This is a genomic window from Pseudomonas sp. WT-JTC (assembly GCF_056711565.1).
In genome coordinates this window covers 2,977,280-2,994,122 of sequence record NZ_CM160042.1, presented here as the reverse complement: position 1 = coordinate 2,994,122, position 16,843 = coordinate 2,977,280, and the positions used below count along the sequence as shown (strand labels likewise).

At 62.1% G+C, this 16,843-nt stretch carries 13 protein-coding genes; 9 read left to right on the top strand and 4 right to left on the bottom strand.

Annotation, left to right across the window (positions count from 1 at the left end; translation table 11 throughout):
- Positions 1-3 precede the first annotated feature (3 nt).
- The 9 genes from AC06G5_RS13760 (at position 4) to AC06G5_RS13720 (ending at position 11,022) form a co-directional block, all read left to right on the top strand.
- Positions 4-3,102, top strand: a complete 3,099-nt coding sequence (locus AC06G5_RS13760; RefSeq protein WP_480459687.1) for a multidrug efflux RND transporter permease subunit — start codon at positions 4-6, stop codon at positions 3,100-3,102.
- 182 nt (positions 3,103-3,284) lie between these two features.
- Entirely contained in the window at positions 3,285-3,926 is a 642-nt protein-coding gene (locus AC06G5_RS13755) for a DUF1345 domain-containing protein (RefSeq protein ID WP_413425647.1), read from the top strand.
- Positions 3,927-4,003: 77 nt separating this feature from the next.
- Positions 4,004-4,858 (top strand): AraC family transcriptional regulator, encoded by an 855-nt coding sequence (locus AC06G5_RS13750; RefSeq protein WP_413425645.1) that lies wholly within the window; start codon positions 4,004-4,006, stop codon positions 4,856-4,858.
- Positions 4,859-4,896: 38 nt separating this feature from the next.
- Positions 4,897-5,505 carry a LysE family translocator gene (locus tag AC06G5_RS13745; RefSeq protein ID WP_413425643.1) on the top strand — a complete coding sequence of 203 codons (609 nt, stop codon included), beginning with the start codon at positions 4,897-4,899 and terminating at the stop codon, positions 5,503-5,505.
- A gap of 140 nt (positions 5,506-5,645) precedes the next feature.
- Positions 5,646-6,671: a LacI family DNA-binding transcriptional regulator gene (locus AC06G5_RS13740; protein WP_480459685.1), complete on the top strand. Its 1,026-nt coding sequence runs from the start codon at positions 5,646-5,648 to the stop codon at positions 6,669-6,671.
- Between the two features lie 183 nt (positions 6,672-6,854).
- A complete protein-coding gene (locus tag AC06G5_RS13735; RefSeq protein ID WP_413425639.1) occupies positions 6,855-7,637 on the top strand; it encodes a sugar phosphate isomerase/epimerase family protein in 783 nt (260 codons plus the stop codon).
- Positions 7,630-8,670, top strand: coding sequence for a sugar kinase (locus AC06G5_RS13730; protein ID WP_480459684.1), 1,041 nt, complete (start codon positions 7,630-7,632; stop codon positions 8,668-8,670). The genes AC06G5_RS13735 and AC06G5_RS13730 overlap by 8 nt, the downstream gene beginning before the upstream one ends.
- A gap of 54 nt (positions 8,671-8,724) precedes the next feature.
- On the top strand, positions 8,725-10,023 hold the full coding sequence (locus AC06G5_RS13725) for an MFS transporter (RefSeq protein ID WP_413425635.1): 1,299 nt from the start codon (positions 8,725-8,727) through the stop codon (positions 10,021-10,023).
- Positions 10,024-10,044: 21 nt separating this feature from the next.
- Complete coding sequence (locus AC06G5_RS13720) at positions 10,045-11,022, top strand: 2-hydroxyacid dehydrogenase (protein ID WP_413425633.1); 978 nt, start codon at positions 10,045-10,047, stop codon at positions 11,020-11,022.
- Between the two features lie 140 nt (positions 11,023-11,162).
- Here the strand turns inward: AC06G5_RS13720 and AC06G5_RS13715 are convergent, their stop codons facing one another.
- The 4 genes from AC06G5_RS13715 to AC06G5_RS13700 all read right to left on the bottom strand — a co-directional run bounded on the left by AC06G5_RS13715 (position 11,163) and on the right by AC06G5_RS13700 (position 16,820).
- Positions 11,163-12,350, bottom strand: coding sequence for a pyridoxal phosphate-dependent aminotransferase (locus AC06G5_RS13715; protein ID WP_413425631.1), 1,188 nt, complete (start codon positions 12,348-12,350; stop codon positions 11,163-11,165).
- Between the two features lie 43 nt (positions 12,351-12,393).
- Positions 12,394-14,019 (bottom strand): methyl-accepting chemotaxis protein, encoded by a 1,626-nt coding sequence (locus AC06G5_RS13710; RefSeq protein WP_413704940.1) that lies wholly within the window; start codon positions 14,017-14,019, stop codon positions 12,394-12,396.
- Between the two features lie 297 nt (positions 14,020-14,316).
- Positions 14,317-15,459: a glycerate kinase gene (locus AC06G5_RS13705; protein WP_413704941.1), complete on the bottom strand. Its 1,143-nt coding sequence runs from the start codon at positions 15,457-15,459 to the stop codon at positions 14,317-14,319.
- A 239-nt stretch (positions 15,460-15,698) separates the two neighbouring features.
- Positions 15,699-16,820, bottom strand: a complete 1,122-nt coding sequence (locus AC06G5_RS13700) for a sugar diacid recognition domain-containing protein (RefSeq protein ID WP_413425623.1) — start codon at positions 16,818-16,820, stop codon at positions 15,699-15,701.
- Between the last annotated feature and the right edge of the window lie 23 nt (positions 16,821-16,843).

Sequence of the window (16,843 nt, the reverse complement as noted above, 5' to 3'; positions counted from 1 at the left end):
TTTATGCCGCAGTTCTTTATCGACCGCCCGGTGTTCGCCTGGGTGGTTGCGCTGTTCATCCTGCTGGCCGGGGCACTGGCCATTCCGCAACTGCCGGTGGCGCAATACCCCGACGTGGCGCCACCACAGATCGAAATCTACGCCGTGTACCCAGGCGCTTCGGCACAAACCGTGGACGAGAGCGTGGTCAGCCTGATCGAGGAAGAGCTCAGTGGCGCCGATCACCTGTTGTATTTCGAATCCCAGAGCAGCCTGGGCAGCGCCACCATCAAGGCTACGTTCCAGCCGGGCACCAACCCGGAACTGGCTCAAGTGGATGTGCAGAACCGCCTCAAGGCCGTGGAGTCACGCCTGCCGCAAGCCGTGAACCAGCAAGGTTTGCAGGTGGAGAAAGTCTCCTCCGGTTTCCTGCTGTTGATCACCCTGACGTCCAGCGACGGCAAACTCGACGACGTGGCGCTCAGCGATTACCTGGCGCGCAACGTGATGAACGAGATCAAGCGTCTGGACGGCGTCGGCAAGGCGCAGCTGTACGGCGCCGAACGGGCGATGCGGATCTGGATCGACCCGCAGAAACTGCTCGCCTTCAACCTGACGCCGGCGGACGTCAACGCCGCCATCGTCGCGCAAAACGCCCAGGTGTCGGCCGGCAGCATCGGCGATCTGCCGACCCGCACCACCCAGGAAATCACCGCGACCATTCTGGTCAAGGGCCAGTTGTCGACCCCCGAAGAGTTTGCCGACATCGTCCTCAAGGCCAACCCGGACGGTTCGACCGTGCGCATCAGCGATGTCGCCCGGGTCGAGATCGGTAGCCAGGAATACCAGTTTTCCACGCGCCTGAACGGCAAACCGTCCACCGCCGTCGCCGTGCAGTTGTCGCCTGGCGCCAACGCGCTGAACACCGCGACCCTGGTGCGGGCGAAGATGGACGAACTCAAGCGCTACTTCCCGGCGAACGTCGATTACTCGATTCCGTACGACACTTCACCCTTCGTCAAGGTCTCGATCACCAAAGTGGTCTACACCCTCGGCGAGGCGATGCTGCTGGTGTTCGCGGTGATGTTCCTGTTCCTTCAGAACATCCGCTACACGCTGATTCCGACGCTGGTGGTGCCAGTAGCGTTGATGGGCACTTTTGCGACGATGCTGGCGCTCGGGTTTTCGATCAACGTGCTAACCATGTTCGGCATGGTGCTGGCGATCGGCATTCTGGTGGACGACGCCATCGTAGTGGTGGAGAACGTCGAGCGCATCATGGCCACCGAGGGTCTGTCACCCAGGGAGGCCACGCGCAAGGCCATGCAGCAAATCACCGGGGCCATCGTCGGCATCACCCTGGTGCTGGTCGCGGTGTTCATTCCGATGGCGTTCATGCAGGGTTCGGTCGGGGTGATCTATCAGCAGTTCTCGCTGTCGATGGCCACTTCGATCCTGTTCTCGGCATTCCTCGCCCTGACCTTGACCCCGGCCCTGTGCGCGACATTGCTCAAGCCGATTGCCCAAGGCGAACACCACGAAAAGACCGGGTTCTTCGGCTGGTTCAACCGTCGCTTCGAGCGACTGACCGAGCGCTACCAGGGCTGGGTCGCCCATGCACTGAAACGCAGCGGGCGTTTCCTGCTGATCTACGGCGTGTTGCTGGTGGGGCTGGGCGTGTGCTTCAGTCGCCTGCCCTCGTCGTTCCTGCCGGTAGAAGACCAGGGTTACACCATCACCGACATCCAGTTGCCGCCGGGCGCAAGCAAGAACCGCACGGTGCAGGTGGCCGAGCAGGTTGAAGCGCACAACGCCGGCGAACCGGGTATTCGCGACAGCGTGGTGATTCTCGGATTCAGCTTCTCTGGCAGCGGGCAGAATGCGGCGCTGGCATTCAGCACGCTCAAAGACTGGTCCGAGCGAGACAGCGACGACTCGGCCGCCTCGATCGCCGACCGGGCCAACGTCGCCCTCAGCCAGATCAAGGATGCGGTGACGTTCGCCGTACTGCCGCCGCCCGTGGATGGCCTGGGTACGTCCAGCGGATTCGAGTTCCGGCTGCAGGATCGCGGTGGTCTCGGTCATGAGAAGTTGATGGCGGCTCGCACCGAGCTACTCGCAGCGGCCGAAAAAAGCCCGATCCTGATGAATGTGCGCGAAAGCGCCCTGGCCGAGGCACCGCAGGTGCAACTGATCGTCGACCGCAAGCAGGCCAACGCGCTGGGTGTGTCCTTTGCCGATGTCGGCGGTGTGCTGTCCACGGCCGTGGGCTCGGCCTACATCAACGACTTCCCCAATCAGGGGCGGATGCAGCGCGTCGTGGTGCAGGCCGAGGGCGATCAACGCAGTCAGGTGGCAGACCTGCTGAACATTCACGTGCGTAACACCCACGAAAAAATGGTGCCATTGTCGGCCTTTGTACAGGCAACGTGGACGCAGGGCCCGGCGCAATTGACCCGCTACAACGGCTACCCGGCGATCAGCATTTCCGGTGAACCGACGCCGGGCCACAGCACCGGCGAGGCCATGGCCGAGATCGAGCGGCTGGTGGCGCAAGGCCCGGCAGGCCTGGGCCAGGAATGGACCGGGTTGTCGTTGCAGGAACGGCTATCCGGCAGCCAGGCGCCGATCCTGCTGGGGCTGTCGCTGCTGATCGTGTTCCTGTGCCTGGCGGCGTTGTACGAGAGCTGGTCGATCCCGACCTCGGTGCTGCTGGTGGTGCCGCTGGGCGTGCTCGGCGCGGTGCTGGCCGTAACCTTGCGCGGGATGCCCAACGATGTGTTCTTCAAGGTCGGGCTGATCACCATCATCGGTCTGTCGGCAAAGAACGCGATCCTGATCATCGAGTTCGCCAAGAGCCTGTACGACGAAGGCCATGACCTGATCGACGCGACGCTGCAAGCGGCACGCCTGCGGTTGCGGCCGATCGTTATGACCTCGCTGGCGTTCATCCTTGGCGTAGTGCCGTTGGCGATCGCTACCGGCGCCAGTTCGGCGAGCCAGCAAGCCATCGGCACCGGGGTAATTGGCGGGATGATCACGGCGACCCTGGCCGTGGTGTTCGTGCCGGTGTTTTTTGTGGTGGTGATGAAACTGGTGCGCAAGCGCCATAAAAACATTTAACCAACAACACCTACCCAATGTGGGAGCGGGCTTGCTCGCGAAGGCGGATGGTCAGTCGACATGGATGTTGAATGTGATGGCCCCTTCGCGAGCAAGCCCGCTCCCACAGGGGATCCCGGTGATTTCAAGATTGTGCTCACCTGGGCTAAGGTGATTGCACAGCCACGACCCATCGAGTCTCCATGTCCTTCCTCACCCGCACCCACCCTCGCCTGTCCGCCGCCACGACGTTCGGTATCGCAGCTGGCATCCTGGTTCCGGCCGATTCGGTCATCGGCAAAATACTCATCGGCTGGAATGCCGGGGTCTGGACTTACCTGATCCTGATGTCTTGGCTCGTCGTGCGTTCGAAAGCGACTGATGTGAAACGCATTGCCGAAATCGAGGACGAGAACGCCGGGCTGGTGCTGTTCGTGGTGTGCATTGCGGCAATTGCCAGCCTGGCAGCCATCACTCTCGAACTGGCCGGCGGCAAAGACCTGGAAACCACCCGCAAACTGCTGCACTACGGCTTCACCGCGTTGACGGTAATCGGCTCCTGGTTGCTGATCGGGGTGATTTTCAGCGTGCACTACGCACGGCTGTTCTACACGTGGGAAGGCAAGGAGCCGGCACTACGTTTTGCCGAAGGTCTGACGACGCCCAACTACTGGGACTTTTTGTACTTCTCGTTCACCGTCGGCGTGGCGGTGCAGACCTCGGATGTCGGCGTGGCCACTCGTGACTTGCGCAAGATCGTGCTGGCGCAGTCGTTGATCGGTTTTCTGTTCAACACGGCCATTCTCGGGTTCTCGATCAACATCGCCGCCGGGCTGTTCAACTGAAAGCTGCACAAACGTTCTAGTCATCGCCCTCGGTGCGGGCGTTAAATGGAGCGGTCAATCCGCCGTGCAGGTGCAGCATGACTTCTCACAACTGGCTCGACCTGGCCCAGGATGCCGACACCGGCATCGAAACCCTGCGCGCGCATTTCGAAGGTCACGCCTATGACCCGCACTGGCATGACAGCTATCTGGTAGGCGTCACCGAGCAAGGGGTCCAGCAATTCAATTGTCGGCGGACCAGGCACCAAAGCACGCCGGGCAAGGTGTTTTTGCTCGAACCCGGTGACATCCATGACGGTGAAGCGCCGACCGCCGACGGCTTTACCTACCGCATGCTGTACCTCGACCCGCAGTGGCTGCAGCGCGAACTCGGCACCGTGTACGAGCATGCCCCCGACAACAGCCAACTGAGCTTCGCCGCCACCCTGGCCAGCGATGTTCGGCTGGCCCAGGCCACCAGCCTGGCGTTTGAAACCCTGCATTACGGCGAACTGAAGATCGTCCGCCAGTCCGCCCTCGACGGGTTGCTCGAACGCCTGACCAGCCATTTGCATTGGCGCGCCCGCGATGGCCAGGACCCGCGTCTGCCACGAGTGGCACTAAAGGCCCGGGAATACCTGCATGCCAACGCGCAATACGATATCGGCCTCGATCAATTGGCAGCCGCCACAGGCGTCGACCGCTTCCGCCTGACCCGCGCGTTCAAGGCTGCTTACGGCATGGCGCCCCACGCGTATCTGGTGCAATTGCGCCTGGCAACCGCCCGACGCCTGCTGGCCCGTGGCGAACAACCGGCGGCGGTGGCGATGCAACTGGGCTTTGCCGACCAGAGCCATCTGGGGCGCTGGTTCATGCGTGCCTACGGCTTGACGCCGGCGTTGTACCGCAAACGTTGCTCAAATCTTCCAGACAGGCAAGCCCGCGGATTGTGAAGATCGGATTCACTGATCTTCACTGGAGTTCGCCCGCGATGCTGCCCTCGTTCCCGACCATGCTGCCTTTCCTGCTGTTTGCCTTCGTGGCTTCGATCACCCCCGGCCCGACCAACATCCTGGTACTGAGCAACAGCGCCCGTCATGGTCTGGCCGCGGCCGTACCGATCATCTTCGGCGCCTGTGCCAGCGCGGCGACCCTTGTGTTGCTGGTGGGTACGGGTGTCGGCTCATCGATCAGCGCATGGCCCACCGTGCAAAACGTCATGCAATGGGCCGGCGTGGCGTGGCTGAGCTATCTGGCCTGGCAGATCTACAGTGCTCCGGCGACAGCCATTGCCGCCCGGAACAGCGAAGCGCGCCTGGGATGGATGGGTGCCGCCAGCCTGCAACTGGTCAACCCGAAAACCTGGATGATGGCGCTGGCGGTGGTCAGCGTATTCGCCGGGAGTGACGAACATCGCGCTATGCAGGTGGTGTATTTGTCGCTGGTGTTTTTTCTGGTTTCCCTGCCATGTCTCGCGGTCTGGGCGGTGCTCGGTGCCGGATCGAGCCGCTGGTTGCGCTCACCCCGTGCCATGCGACGCTTCAATCGCTGCATGGCGCTGTTGCTGCTGGGTTCGGCATGGTTGAGCGTGCTGGCCTGACGGCCACTTCTCGGTCGTTGTTCGACAATCCATCATCCGGGGCTTGACGGCGAATTGGCTTTTGGTGTCTCCTGAAACCGGTTTCAGGTGGATCTCACGAACCACTCGACCTTATAAATCCAATAAGAAGGTTTCAGACCGTGAACGATTTCTCCGCCGCCCAGCGCAGCCGCGTGACCATGCTCGACGTGGCCGAATACGCCAAGGTCTCCAAGGCCAGCGTTTCGCGGTTCATTGGCGATGATCGTGCCCTGCTCTCCGATGCCATCGCCCAGCGCATCGAACAGGCCATCGCCGAACTCGGCTATCGCCCGAACCAGATGGCCCGGGGCCTGAAACGCGGGCGCACCCGCCTGATCGGCATGCTGGTGGCCGATATCCGCAACCCTTATTCAATTGCCGTGATGCACGGGGTGGAAACCGCTTGCCGTCAGCACGGCTATAGCCTGGTGGTGTGCAACACCGACCGTGACGACGAGCAGGAACGCCAGCACCTGGCCCTGCTGCGCTCGTACAACATCGAAGGCCTGATCGTGAACACCCTCGGTCATCACCCTGACGAATTGCACGAACTGCACCGGGAAATGCCCCTGGTACTGGTGGATCGCAAGGTGCAGCACCTTGAAAGCGATATGGTCGGGCTGAACAACCCGCAGGCCATCGACATGGCCCTTGACCACCTTGAAGAACGCGGTTACTGCGATGTGCTGCTGGTGACTGAGCCGCTGGATGGCACCAGTTCGCGGATTGAGCGGGTCAGCAGCTTCAAGGCGCAAATCGAACAACGACCGGCGCTTCGCGGCACGCACATCGAAACCGGCAGCGAACTGACCGCACAGCTGAAAACCTTCCTCGACACGCCAGGTCCCGGCCCGAAGGCGCTGTTTTGCGCGAACGGGATAGCGGCGCTAGCCATTACCCATGCGTTGCGTGAACTCCAGTGCAACCTGTTCGATGACGTGGGCTTGATCGCCCTCGATGACCTGGATTGGTACCCGTTGGTGGGCAGTGGCATTACCGCCCTCGCGCAGCCGACCGAGGAGATTGGCGCCAGCGCGTTCGAATGCTTGCTCAAGCGTTTGCGTGGAGATGACGGACCGGTGAGGACGCTGGATTTTTCGGCGCGGCTGGTTGTGCGAGGTTCGACCCGTGGGGATTTTCGGTGAATGGTCCGGCGCCTTCGCGAGCAAGCCCGCTCCCACAGTGTTCGAGTCGTACACAAAATCTGTGAACACAGCTGAACCTGTGGGAGCGGGCTTGCTCCGGGCGGCGATCCGACGAAGAGGCCCTAAGTAGCGCTGAAATTTTTTTTGAACAAAAATGAAACCGGTTTCAGAGGTAAAAAAACAATGAACAAACCAGCCGTTTCCATCAGCCTCTCCAGCTACGGCGCCGACCTCGTGCGTCAACGCGGCCAGGGCAGCTTCATCGAAATTCTCGCCGCCGCCGGCGCCACGCGCATTGAGTGGCGCGAAGAATTACTGACCACCGAGGACCCCGCTCAACTGGCCGATGCCACTCAAGCAGAAGGCCTGGAGAGTGTGTATTCGTCGCCAATGGAATTGTGGCTGGCCGGGCAATCCTTGCCCAACTCCGAACTGATCACTGCCCTGCAACGCGCCCAGGCGTTCGGCGCCAAATGGCTGAAGGTGTCGCTGGGCTATTTCACCGACAACAGCGATCTGCAAACCCTCGCCCGCGTGCTGGGCGAAAGCGCCGTGCAGTTGCTGGTGGAAAACGACCAGACCCTGCACGGCGGGCGCATTGAACCCTTCCAGCGTTTTTTCGCGGAGGTCGAGCAGCACAAGCTGCCGATCAAAATGACCTTCGACATCGGCAATTGGCACTGGCAGGACCAGTCCGCCGCCAGCGCCGCGCGGTTGCTCGGTCGTCATGTCGGTTATGTGCACTGCAAAGCGGTCATGCGCCGTACCGACGGCAAACTGGTTGCCACTCCGCCCGCGGTCAGTGACCTGCAACAGTGGGAGTACCTGCTGCGGCACATGGCCCAAGGCGTTATGCGCGCCGCCGAATATCCGCTGCAAGGCGATGACCTGGTGCAACTGACCACCGAGCACGTCGCTGCCCTCGCCCACCTCGGCCAATCGCAGCTGGAGAGTGCTCATGTCTGATATCGATATTCTGTCTTTCGGCGAAACCATGGCGATGTTCGTCGCCGAGCAGGCGGGTGACCTGGCCAGCGTCGGCGCCTTCCACAAACGCATTGCCGGGGCTGACAGCAACGTCGCCATTGGCCTTTCCCGACTGGGCTTCAACGTGGCATGGCTGAGCCGTGTCGGTGCCGATTCGTTGGGCCGGTTCGTGGTCGACACCCTGGAACAGGAAGGCCTGGATTGCCGCCACGTCGACATCGACACCGCCCACCCGACTGGTTTTCAACTCAAGTCCCGCACCGACGACGGCAGCGATCCGGTGGTCGAGTACTTCCGCCGTGGTACGGCGGCCAGCCACCTGTCGCCGCACTCGATCGTGCCCGAATTGCTCAAGGCCCGACACCTGCACGCCACCGGCATTCCCCCGGCGCTGTCGGAGTCGGCACGGCAGATGTCGTTCGAGTTGATGACCCGCATGCGCGAGGCCGGGCGCAGTGTCTCCTTCGATCCGAACCTGCGCCCGAGCCTGTGGGCCAGCGAGCGACAGATGATCACCGAGATCAACCGCCTCGCCACCCTCGCCCACTGGGTGCTGCCGGGCTTGAGCGAAGGTCGCTTGCTGAGCGGTTTCGAAGACCCGGCCGACATCGCCGCCTTCTACCTCGACCAGGGCGCCGAAGCCGTGGCGATCAAGCTTGGCCCACACGGGGCGTATTACCGCACGCAGCTGGATGAAGGCTTCGTGGCGGGCGTGCCTGTGGAGAAGGTGGTCGACACCGTGGGCGCCGGTGACGGGTTTGCCGTCGGCATGATCAGCGCGCTACTGGAAAACCACAGCATCGCCGACGCCGTGAAACGCGCCAACTGGATTGGCAGCCGTGCGGTGCAGAGTCGGGGGGATATGGAGGGGTTGCCTGCCCGGCCCGAAATGGCCAGCGAATTCGAGGCCGTCTTCGCGAGCAAGTCGGATCGCCGCACCGCCGCTCCCACATTGGAACGCGTTTCCCTGTGGGAGCGGGCTTGCTCGCGAATAGGCCAGAACAGTCACTGAAGATTTAGAACCGTTACCTGCTGCGACAAAAACAACAAGCTCAGGAGCACCACCATGAAAACCGCAACGCTCGCCACCCGCCGCTGGTGGTACATCATGCCCATCGTATTCATCACCTATAGCCTGGCGTATCTGGACCGCGCCAACTATGGGTTCGCCGCCGCGTCCGGCATGGCGGCGGACCTGATGATCACACCAGGCCTGTCGTCGATGCTCGGCGCGCTGTTCTTCCTCGGCTACTTTTTCTTCCAGGTACCCGGCGCGATCTACGCGCAGAAACACAGTGTGAAGAAGCTGATTTTCGTCAGCCTGATCCTCTGGGGCAGCCTGGCGACGTTGACCGGGATCGTCTCCAATGCCTACTGGCTGATCGTCATCCGCTTCATGCTCGGCGTGGTCGAAGCGGCAGTGATGCCGGCGATGCTGATCTACCTGTGCCACTGGTTCACCCGCGCCGAACGCTCGCGGGCCAACACCTTCCTGATCCTCGGCAACCCGGTGACCATGCTCTGGATGTCGGTGGTCTCGGGCTATCTGGTGCAGCACTACAGCTGGCGCTGGATGTTCATCATCGAAGGTTTGCCGGCGGTATTGTGGGCATTCATCTGGTGGCGCCTGGCCGATGATCGTCCGTCACAAGCCAAGTGGCTCAACGATCAGGAAAAGCAGGACCTGGAATGCGCACTGGCCGCCGAACAGGTCGGCATCAAGGCCGTGAAGAACTACGCCGAAGCGTTCCGCTCCCCCAAAGTGATCATCCTCGCCCTGCAGTTTTTCTGCTGGAGCATTGGCGTGTACGGATTTGTGTTGTGGCTGCCGTCGATTCTCAAGGCTGGCGCGCAGATGGACATGGTCCAGGCCGGCTGGCTTTCGGCGCTGCCGTACCTGGCGGCGGTGATCGGCATGCTGCTGGTGTCCTGGGGTTCGGACAAGTTGCAAAAACGTAAACGTTTCGTCTGGCCGCCACTGCTGATTGCCTCGATTGCCTTCTATGGTTCCTACGCCCTGGGTGCCGAACACTTCTGGTGGTCCTACACCCTGCTGGTGATTGCCGGCGCCTGCATGTACGCGCCTTACGGACCGTTCTTCGCGATCATTCCGGAGATCCTCCCGGCCAACGTCGCGGGCGGCGCCATGGCGCTGATCAACAGCATGGGAGCGCTCGGTTCGTTTGGCGGCTCTTATCTGGTCGGTTACCTGAACAGCTCCACCGGCTCGCCCGGAGCTTCGTACCTTTTGATGAGCGGCGCGCTGATGTTCTCGGTGTTGCTGACCCTTTTCCTCAAGCCCGGCGCCAGCGATCGGGAGCGGCCCACGGCCCCGGTAACGCGCACCGCCACGGCACATTCCTGAATTGAAGCTGAGATCTCAAAGATGAAAAAGCAGGTCGTCCTGTACAAGAAACTCTCGCCGCTGCTGATGGCTCGCCTGCACGAGCAGACCGAAGTGACGCTGATCGAAAACCTTGATGCCTTGGGCCTGGCCAAACTGCGCGATGCCCTGCCCCGTGCCCATGGTTTGCTGGGTGCCAGCCTGAAGCTGGATGCCGGACTGCTCGATCTGGCACCCCACCTTGAAGCCATTGCCAGCGTTTCGGTGGGTGTCGACAACTACGACATCGACTACCTGACCGAGCGGCGCATCTTGCTCAGCAACACACCGGATGTATTGACGGAAACTACCGCCGACACTGGTTTCGCGCTGATCCTGGCAACGGCCCGGCGCGTCGTGGAACTGGCCAACATGATTCGCGAAGGCAAGTGGACCCGCAACATCGGCCCCGCGCATTTCGGCAGCGACGTGCACGGTAAAACCCTGGGCATCATTGGCATGGGTCGTATTGGCGAGGCACTGGCCCAACGCGGGCATTTCGGTTTCGGCATGCCGGTGATTTACCACAGCCAGTCACCGAAACCGGCGGTGGAACAGCGGTTCGATGCGCAGTACCGCAGCCTGCCGGAGTTGTTGCAACAGGCGGATTTCGTTTGCCTGACGCTGCCGCTGACCGCTGATACCGAAGGGCTGATCGGCGCAGAACAGTTCGCCCTGATGCGTCCCGAGACCATCTTCATCAATATTTCACGGGGCAAGGTGGTGGATGAAGCAGCGCTGATTGAAACCCTGCGTGCGGGCCGGATTCGCGCGGCGGGGCTGGATGTATTCGAACGCGAACCTTTGAATCCGGACTCGCCGTTGTTGCAGTTGAACAACGTGGTGGCGACTCCGCACATCGGCTCGGCCACTCATGAAACACGGGAGGCCATGGCCAGATGCGCGGTGGACAACCTGTTGGCGGCGCTGGCGGGTGAGCGACCGGTGAATCTGGTGAATGTCGGGGCGTGGAAGGGCTGAGGTATTCGGCGCTTTTCAGGCAGCCTTCGCGAGCAAGCCCGCTCCCACACTGGTTTTGTGTTCGACACAGATCAATGTGGGAGCGGGCTTGCTCCGGGCGGCGATCCGACGAAGAGGCCGGCACAGACCACCACAACCTTTCAGGCACGCCGTGCCTCCAGCAAATCCGTCGCACACCGTACGATCCGCCGACAAGCATCTGCCAGTTTCGGCCGGTCAACCACCAACCCGATGCGGATATGCCCCGCCGCACTCGGCCCGAACGCTTCACCGGCCAGCACCGACACACCATAGTCTTCCAGCAGTCGTTCGGCGAAGCGCTGGGCCGACAAACCGGTCTGGCGCACATCGACCATCACGAACATACCGCCATCCGGGCGAATTGGCCTGAGGCCCTGACATTGGCCCAGACTTGCACACACCAGGTCTCGACGCTGACGATACTCTTCGCGCATCGAGGCCACTTCCGGCAGGTCCCGGTCCAGCGCCAATTGCGCGGCGTTCTGCACGAAATCCGGAATGCCGAACAACATGCTGAGCGACAAATTGACCAGGTGCCCGGCCATGGGTTTGGGCCCGACCACCCAGCCTACCCGCCAGCCGCTCATGGCGTGGGACTTGGACAGGCTGTTGATCGTCGCCGTCCGTTCGGCCATGCCCGGCAGGCTCGCCGGACTGATGTGCTCGCCCTCGTACAGCAGATCGCTGTAGACCTCGTCACTGATCAGCCACAAATCATGATGAATGCACAGCGCGGCCAGGTCTTGCCAGGTGGCCAGTGGCAAACTGGCGCCGGATGGATTGTTCGGACTGTTGAGCAGGATGGCGCGTGTTTTTGCCGTGATCCGGGCCGCGACATCCGCCGGGTCGACGCGAAACCCGTTCTGCGGGCGCACGGGCACCGGCACCACGGTGGCCGCACAGGCGCCGATCACGCCTTCATAGGTCACGTACATCGGCTCGGCGACAATCACTTCATCGCCCGGATCGAGCAGGCATTGCGCCACCGAATACACCGCGCACTGCGCGCCCGGAAAGACGATCACATGTTCAGCATCCACCACCTGACCGCTGCGGTGCCGATGCCGACGGGCAATGCTGTCGCGCAGCCCTCGGCTGCCGCGCACTTCAGGATAGTGCGTATCACCGGCCAACAGGCTGGCGATGGCGGCCTGGACGATAGGTTGCGGCGTATCGAAGTCCGGGTCGCCAATTGACAACAGCAGGACGTCGACGCCCTGTTCGCGCAATTGCAGCGCTCGATCGTGAATCTGCCAGGCCGCCGCTCCGTCACCGGCGATTCGTTGGGTCAAGGCTGAATAGCGCATGTCTGTCTCCTGTCGCGCGGGTGCTCCCAGCCACAACCCTATCTCAAATCACGAAACGCGCCACCATGGCGTTCAAATCCACCGCCAGGCGCGACAATTCGTGGGTCGCTGCACTGGTCTGATTGGCACCGGCGGCGGACTGGGTAGCAAGGTCGCGAATGTTCACCAGATTGCGATCCACCTCACGGGACACCTGGGCCTGTTCTTCGGATGCACTGGCGATCACCAGGTTGCGTTCGTTGATCAAGTGGATCGACTGGGTGATCTGTTCCAGGGCAATGCCGGCGGCGCGGGCCATTTCCAGTGTGGTCTGTGTACGTTGATTGCTTTGTTGCATCGACGACACCGCCTGGCCAGTACCGTTCTGAATGCCGGCGACCATTTTTTCGATTTCCTGGGTCGACTGTGCCGTGCGATGGGCCAGCGCCCGCACCTCGTCGGCGACCACGGCAAATCCGCGCCCGGCCTCACCGGCCCGGGCAGCTTCGATGGCGGCGTTGAGCGCCAACAGGTTGGTCTGTTCCGCAATGGCGCGGATCACGTCGAGCACTTTGCCGATGTCACGGCCCTGGGTCGCCAAGCCTTCAATCATCAATGCCGTGTTCTGCACGTCATGGGTCATGGTCTGGATCGCATCGACGGTTTCCACCACACGGTCACGACCTTCCCGGGCAGCCTGGGTCGACTGGTTCGAGGCTTCTGAAGTGGATACCGCGTTGCGTGCAACTTCCTCCACGGCGGCAGTCATTTCATTGACGGCGGTAGCGGCCTGTTCGATTTCGTTGTTCTGCTGTTGCAGACCGCGAGAGGCTTCCTGAGTGACGGTGCTCAGTTCTTCGGCGGCGGCTCCCAGTTGGGTAGCGGAACCGGCGATCTGCTCGATGGTTTTGCGCAGGCTGGTCTGCATGCTGGACAAAGCGCCAAGCAAGCGCGCCGGCTCATCCTTGCCGTCCACTTCGATGGCATTGGTCAGGTTGCCCCCGGCGATGGTAACGGCGATCTGCAGCGCGCGGTTGAGCGGCGTGACGATGCTGCGGGTCAGCAGCAATGCCAACAACACGGTCATCAGTGCCGCGATCACCGCGACCACAATGATGCCGGTGATGGCGTTGTTGTATTGCTCGCCCGCCTCGGCCAACGCGCGCTGGGCGTAGTCGGTATTGAGGGCCACCAGTTTGTTGAGCTGCTCGCCCATCTGGTCGGTGCCGTCCTTGATCCGCGTGTTGATCAGGCTGCGCATCTCATCGAGCCTGTTTGCACGCGACAGCTCCATCATTTGGCTCTGGGCCTGCATGTAGTTGTCGAGGGTGGCGGTGAAGGTCTTGTACAGCGCGGCTTCTTCCGGTTGGGCGGGCAGCGCGGCATAACTTTGCCGGGCACTTCGCAGTTTGTCGGTGAGCACGCCGATACGGGTCTGGGCTTCCTGCAACGCGGCCGGGTCACGGTTGACCAGGATGCGGAACGAGAGGATGCGCATGCGCAGGACGTTTTCGGTCATGTTGCCCAGGAAGCCGACACTGGGCAGTTGCGTGGCCCCCATGTCCACGGATGCCTGGCGGATGATACTCATGCGATTGACGGCAAACACACCCAGCACGATGACCAGCAAGGCGATGAAGGCAAACCCCAGGAAAGCTCGAGGCGCGATGTTCAGATGACGCAGGGACATAGGACGATACTCGGGTGATTGAGGCTTCGAGCGTCCTTGCCATGATCACTGGCGGGCAGGCGTTGAGGCGCGCCGGTCAGTCGGGCGACACTGTTTTTTTAGGTGTGTGTGTGCGCCTGATCGTTGTATCGGCAGGGCTTGAGGGTTTTTGCAGGGGGGGTGGCAGAAATTTTTTTTGCCTACTGCAGGAGCGAGCTTGCTCGCGATGGACTTCAACGATGACGCGGGATGCCTGGGTGAACTCGGCGTCCTCATGTCCATCGCGAGCAAGCTCGCTCCTACAAAACGCGGGTGTGTTCAGGTTCTACGCGAGGCCACTCGCCAGACCCGGGCGATATCGCTCGCCCGCTCGCGCAGCAACTGCGGTGCTTCGCTGCAGGCCTTGGCCAGGGTCATCGGCCCACTGGCCAGGGCGAACGCGGCGTCGATGCCGTGTTCGTACAGCGTTTGATATCCCTCGCCCAGGGTGCCGGCGATGACGATCACCGGCACGCCTTGTTGCCGGGCAATGCGCGCCACACCAAAAGGCGTTTTCCCGCGCAGGGTCTGGGCATCGAAACGGCCTTCGCCGGTGATGACCAGATTAGCGTTTTGCACTGCGTCGGCCAAGCCAACCAGTTCGGCGACTACTTCAACCCCCGCCTTGAACTTCGCACCGAGAAAGGCCTTGGCCGCAAAGCCCAGACCACCCGCCGCACCACTGCCCGGCTCGTCACGCACATCCTTGTTCAGGACGTTGACGCAGTGATCGGCAAAGCGCCCGAGGGCGTGATCCAGTAACTGAACCTGTTCAGGGGAGGCGCCTTTTTGCGGGCCGAAAATCGCCGAAGCGCCGTGGGGGCCGCACAACGGGTTGTTGACGTCAGCGGCGATGTCGAAGCGTACCCGGGCCAGGCGCGGATCAATGTCGCTCAGGTCGATGCGAGCCAATTGCGCAAGGGCGAGACCGCCCGGTGACAGCGTCTGCCCCTGAGCGTCGAGCAGTTTCACGCCCAGGGCCTGCATGGCGCCGGCGCCGCCGTCATTGGTCGCACTGCCGCCAATCGCCAGGATCACCCGTTGTGCACCGGCCTCCAGCGCGGCGCGGATCAGTTGCCCGGTACCGAAGGTGCTGCTGATGCACGCATCCCGTTGAGCCAGCGGGACCAACTGCAAACCGCTGGCCTCGGCCATTTCGATGATCGCGGTGTGGCTCTGCGGCAACCAGCCCCAGGCGGCATCCACCATGGTCCCCAGCGGCCCGCGAACCACCGAGCGGCGCAATTCGCCTTCACACGCGGCAAGAATCGACTCGACAGTCCCTTCCCCGCCGTCTGCCATCGGGCATTTGATCAGTTGGGCATCAGGCCAGACCTGCGCCAATCCCAAGGCAATGGCGTCGGCCACGCCTTGAGCGCTGAGGCTGTCCTTGAACGAATCGGGGGCGATCACGATTTTCATGGGAATTCTCCAGTTCCAATGTCCACATGCTGCCAGCCGCCATGAACAATAACGCCGGTCCGCTGCACAAACGGCGATGAGGATTATTGTTCATTTCCACAAAACCCGTTGCAGACGTTTCACCTGTAGGAGCGAGCTTGCTCGCGATGGAGGGTAACGATGACGCGGGAAATCAGACTTACCGCGGCGTCCTCTGGTTTTTCGCGAGCAAGCTCGCTCCTACAGGGGGATTTTGTCGCTCACGAAATTGAGTCTGACTCGGGCAGCAGTTGCACGCCCAGATACAACGCGAGCATGCCGTCCAGTCGCAACGGATCAACCCCGCTCAGCTCGGCAATCCGCTCCATGCGATAACGCAGGCTGTTGCGATGAATCCCCAGGGCATCGGCGCAAGCCTGGCTCTGGCCGTCGTGTTCACACCAGCTGCGCAGGGTCGCCAGCAACTGACCGTTGCTGTCCTTGGCAATGACCTTGCGCAGCGGGTTGAGCAATTCATCGAGGGCGTCGTCGTTGCGATGGCGCCAAAGCATCACCGGCAGCCGATAGCGGTTCAGCGTCAACAACCGGGACCGTGGCAACACCTCGCGCCCGTAGGCCAGCAAGTCACCGACCCGACGATAGCAGCGACGTAATCCCGCCAACCCGTCGGCTTGTCCACCCACGGCGATGCGCAGGATGTTCCAGCCCAGGCCGTCGAGTTTGTCCAGCAAGCGCTCGTTCTCGACCGACTGGCTGGCCGGCCGGCACCAGAGCAATGAGGTTTTGGCCGAGCTCACGCACCAACTGTCGGGATGACGGCTCGTCAACCAGGCACTCAGTGCCTCGACGGTTTGTCCTGGTGCGTGTTCCAGGCCCAGTTCGAACAAGTACGGCACCCGGGTCATTTGTGGCTTGAGGCCCAACTGCTGCGCTTCATCGACCAGTCGTGGAGAGTCCCCGGCTTCGCTCAGCAGCAGCGCCAGCAAATCATCGCAACGCTGGCGCCGCCATTGCTGCTCGGCCTGCTGGTTGCGCTGGCCCACCAGCATCTCGGCGGTCATGCGCACCAGTTCGGCATAGGTGCGCAGTTGTTCGGGCTCACCGGTGATCCCCAGCACGCCGATCAGGCGCTGATCCAGCAACAGCGGCAGGTTGATGCCCGGCTGCACGCCCTTGAGATGAATCGCCGTCTGCGCATCGATCTCCACCACGCGACCGTTGGCCAGGACCAGTTGCGCACCTTCATGCCGGGTGTTGACCCGCTCCGGCTCCCCGCTGCCCAGGATCAAGCCCTGGCTGTCCATGACGTTGACGTTGTACGGCAGAATGGCCATCGCCCGGTCGACGATGTCCTGGGCCAGGTCGTGATCGAGTTCGAACATAGCGAGGATCCTTGAAACAGTGG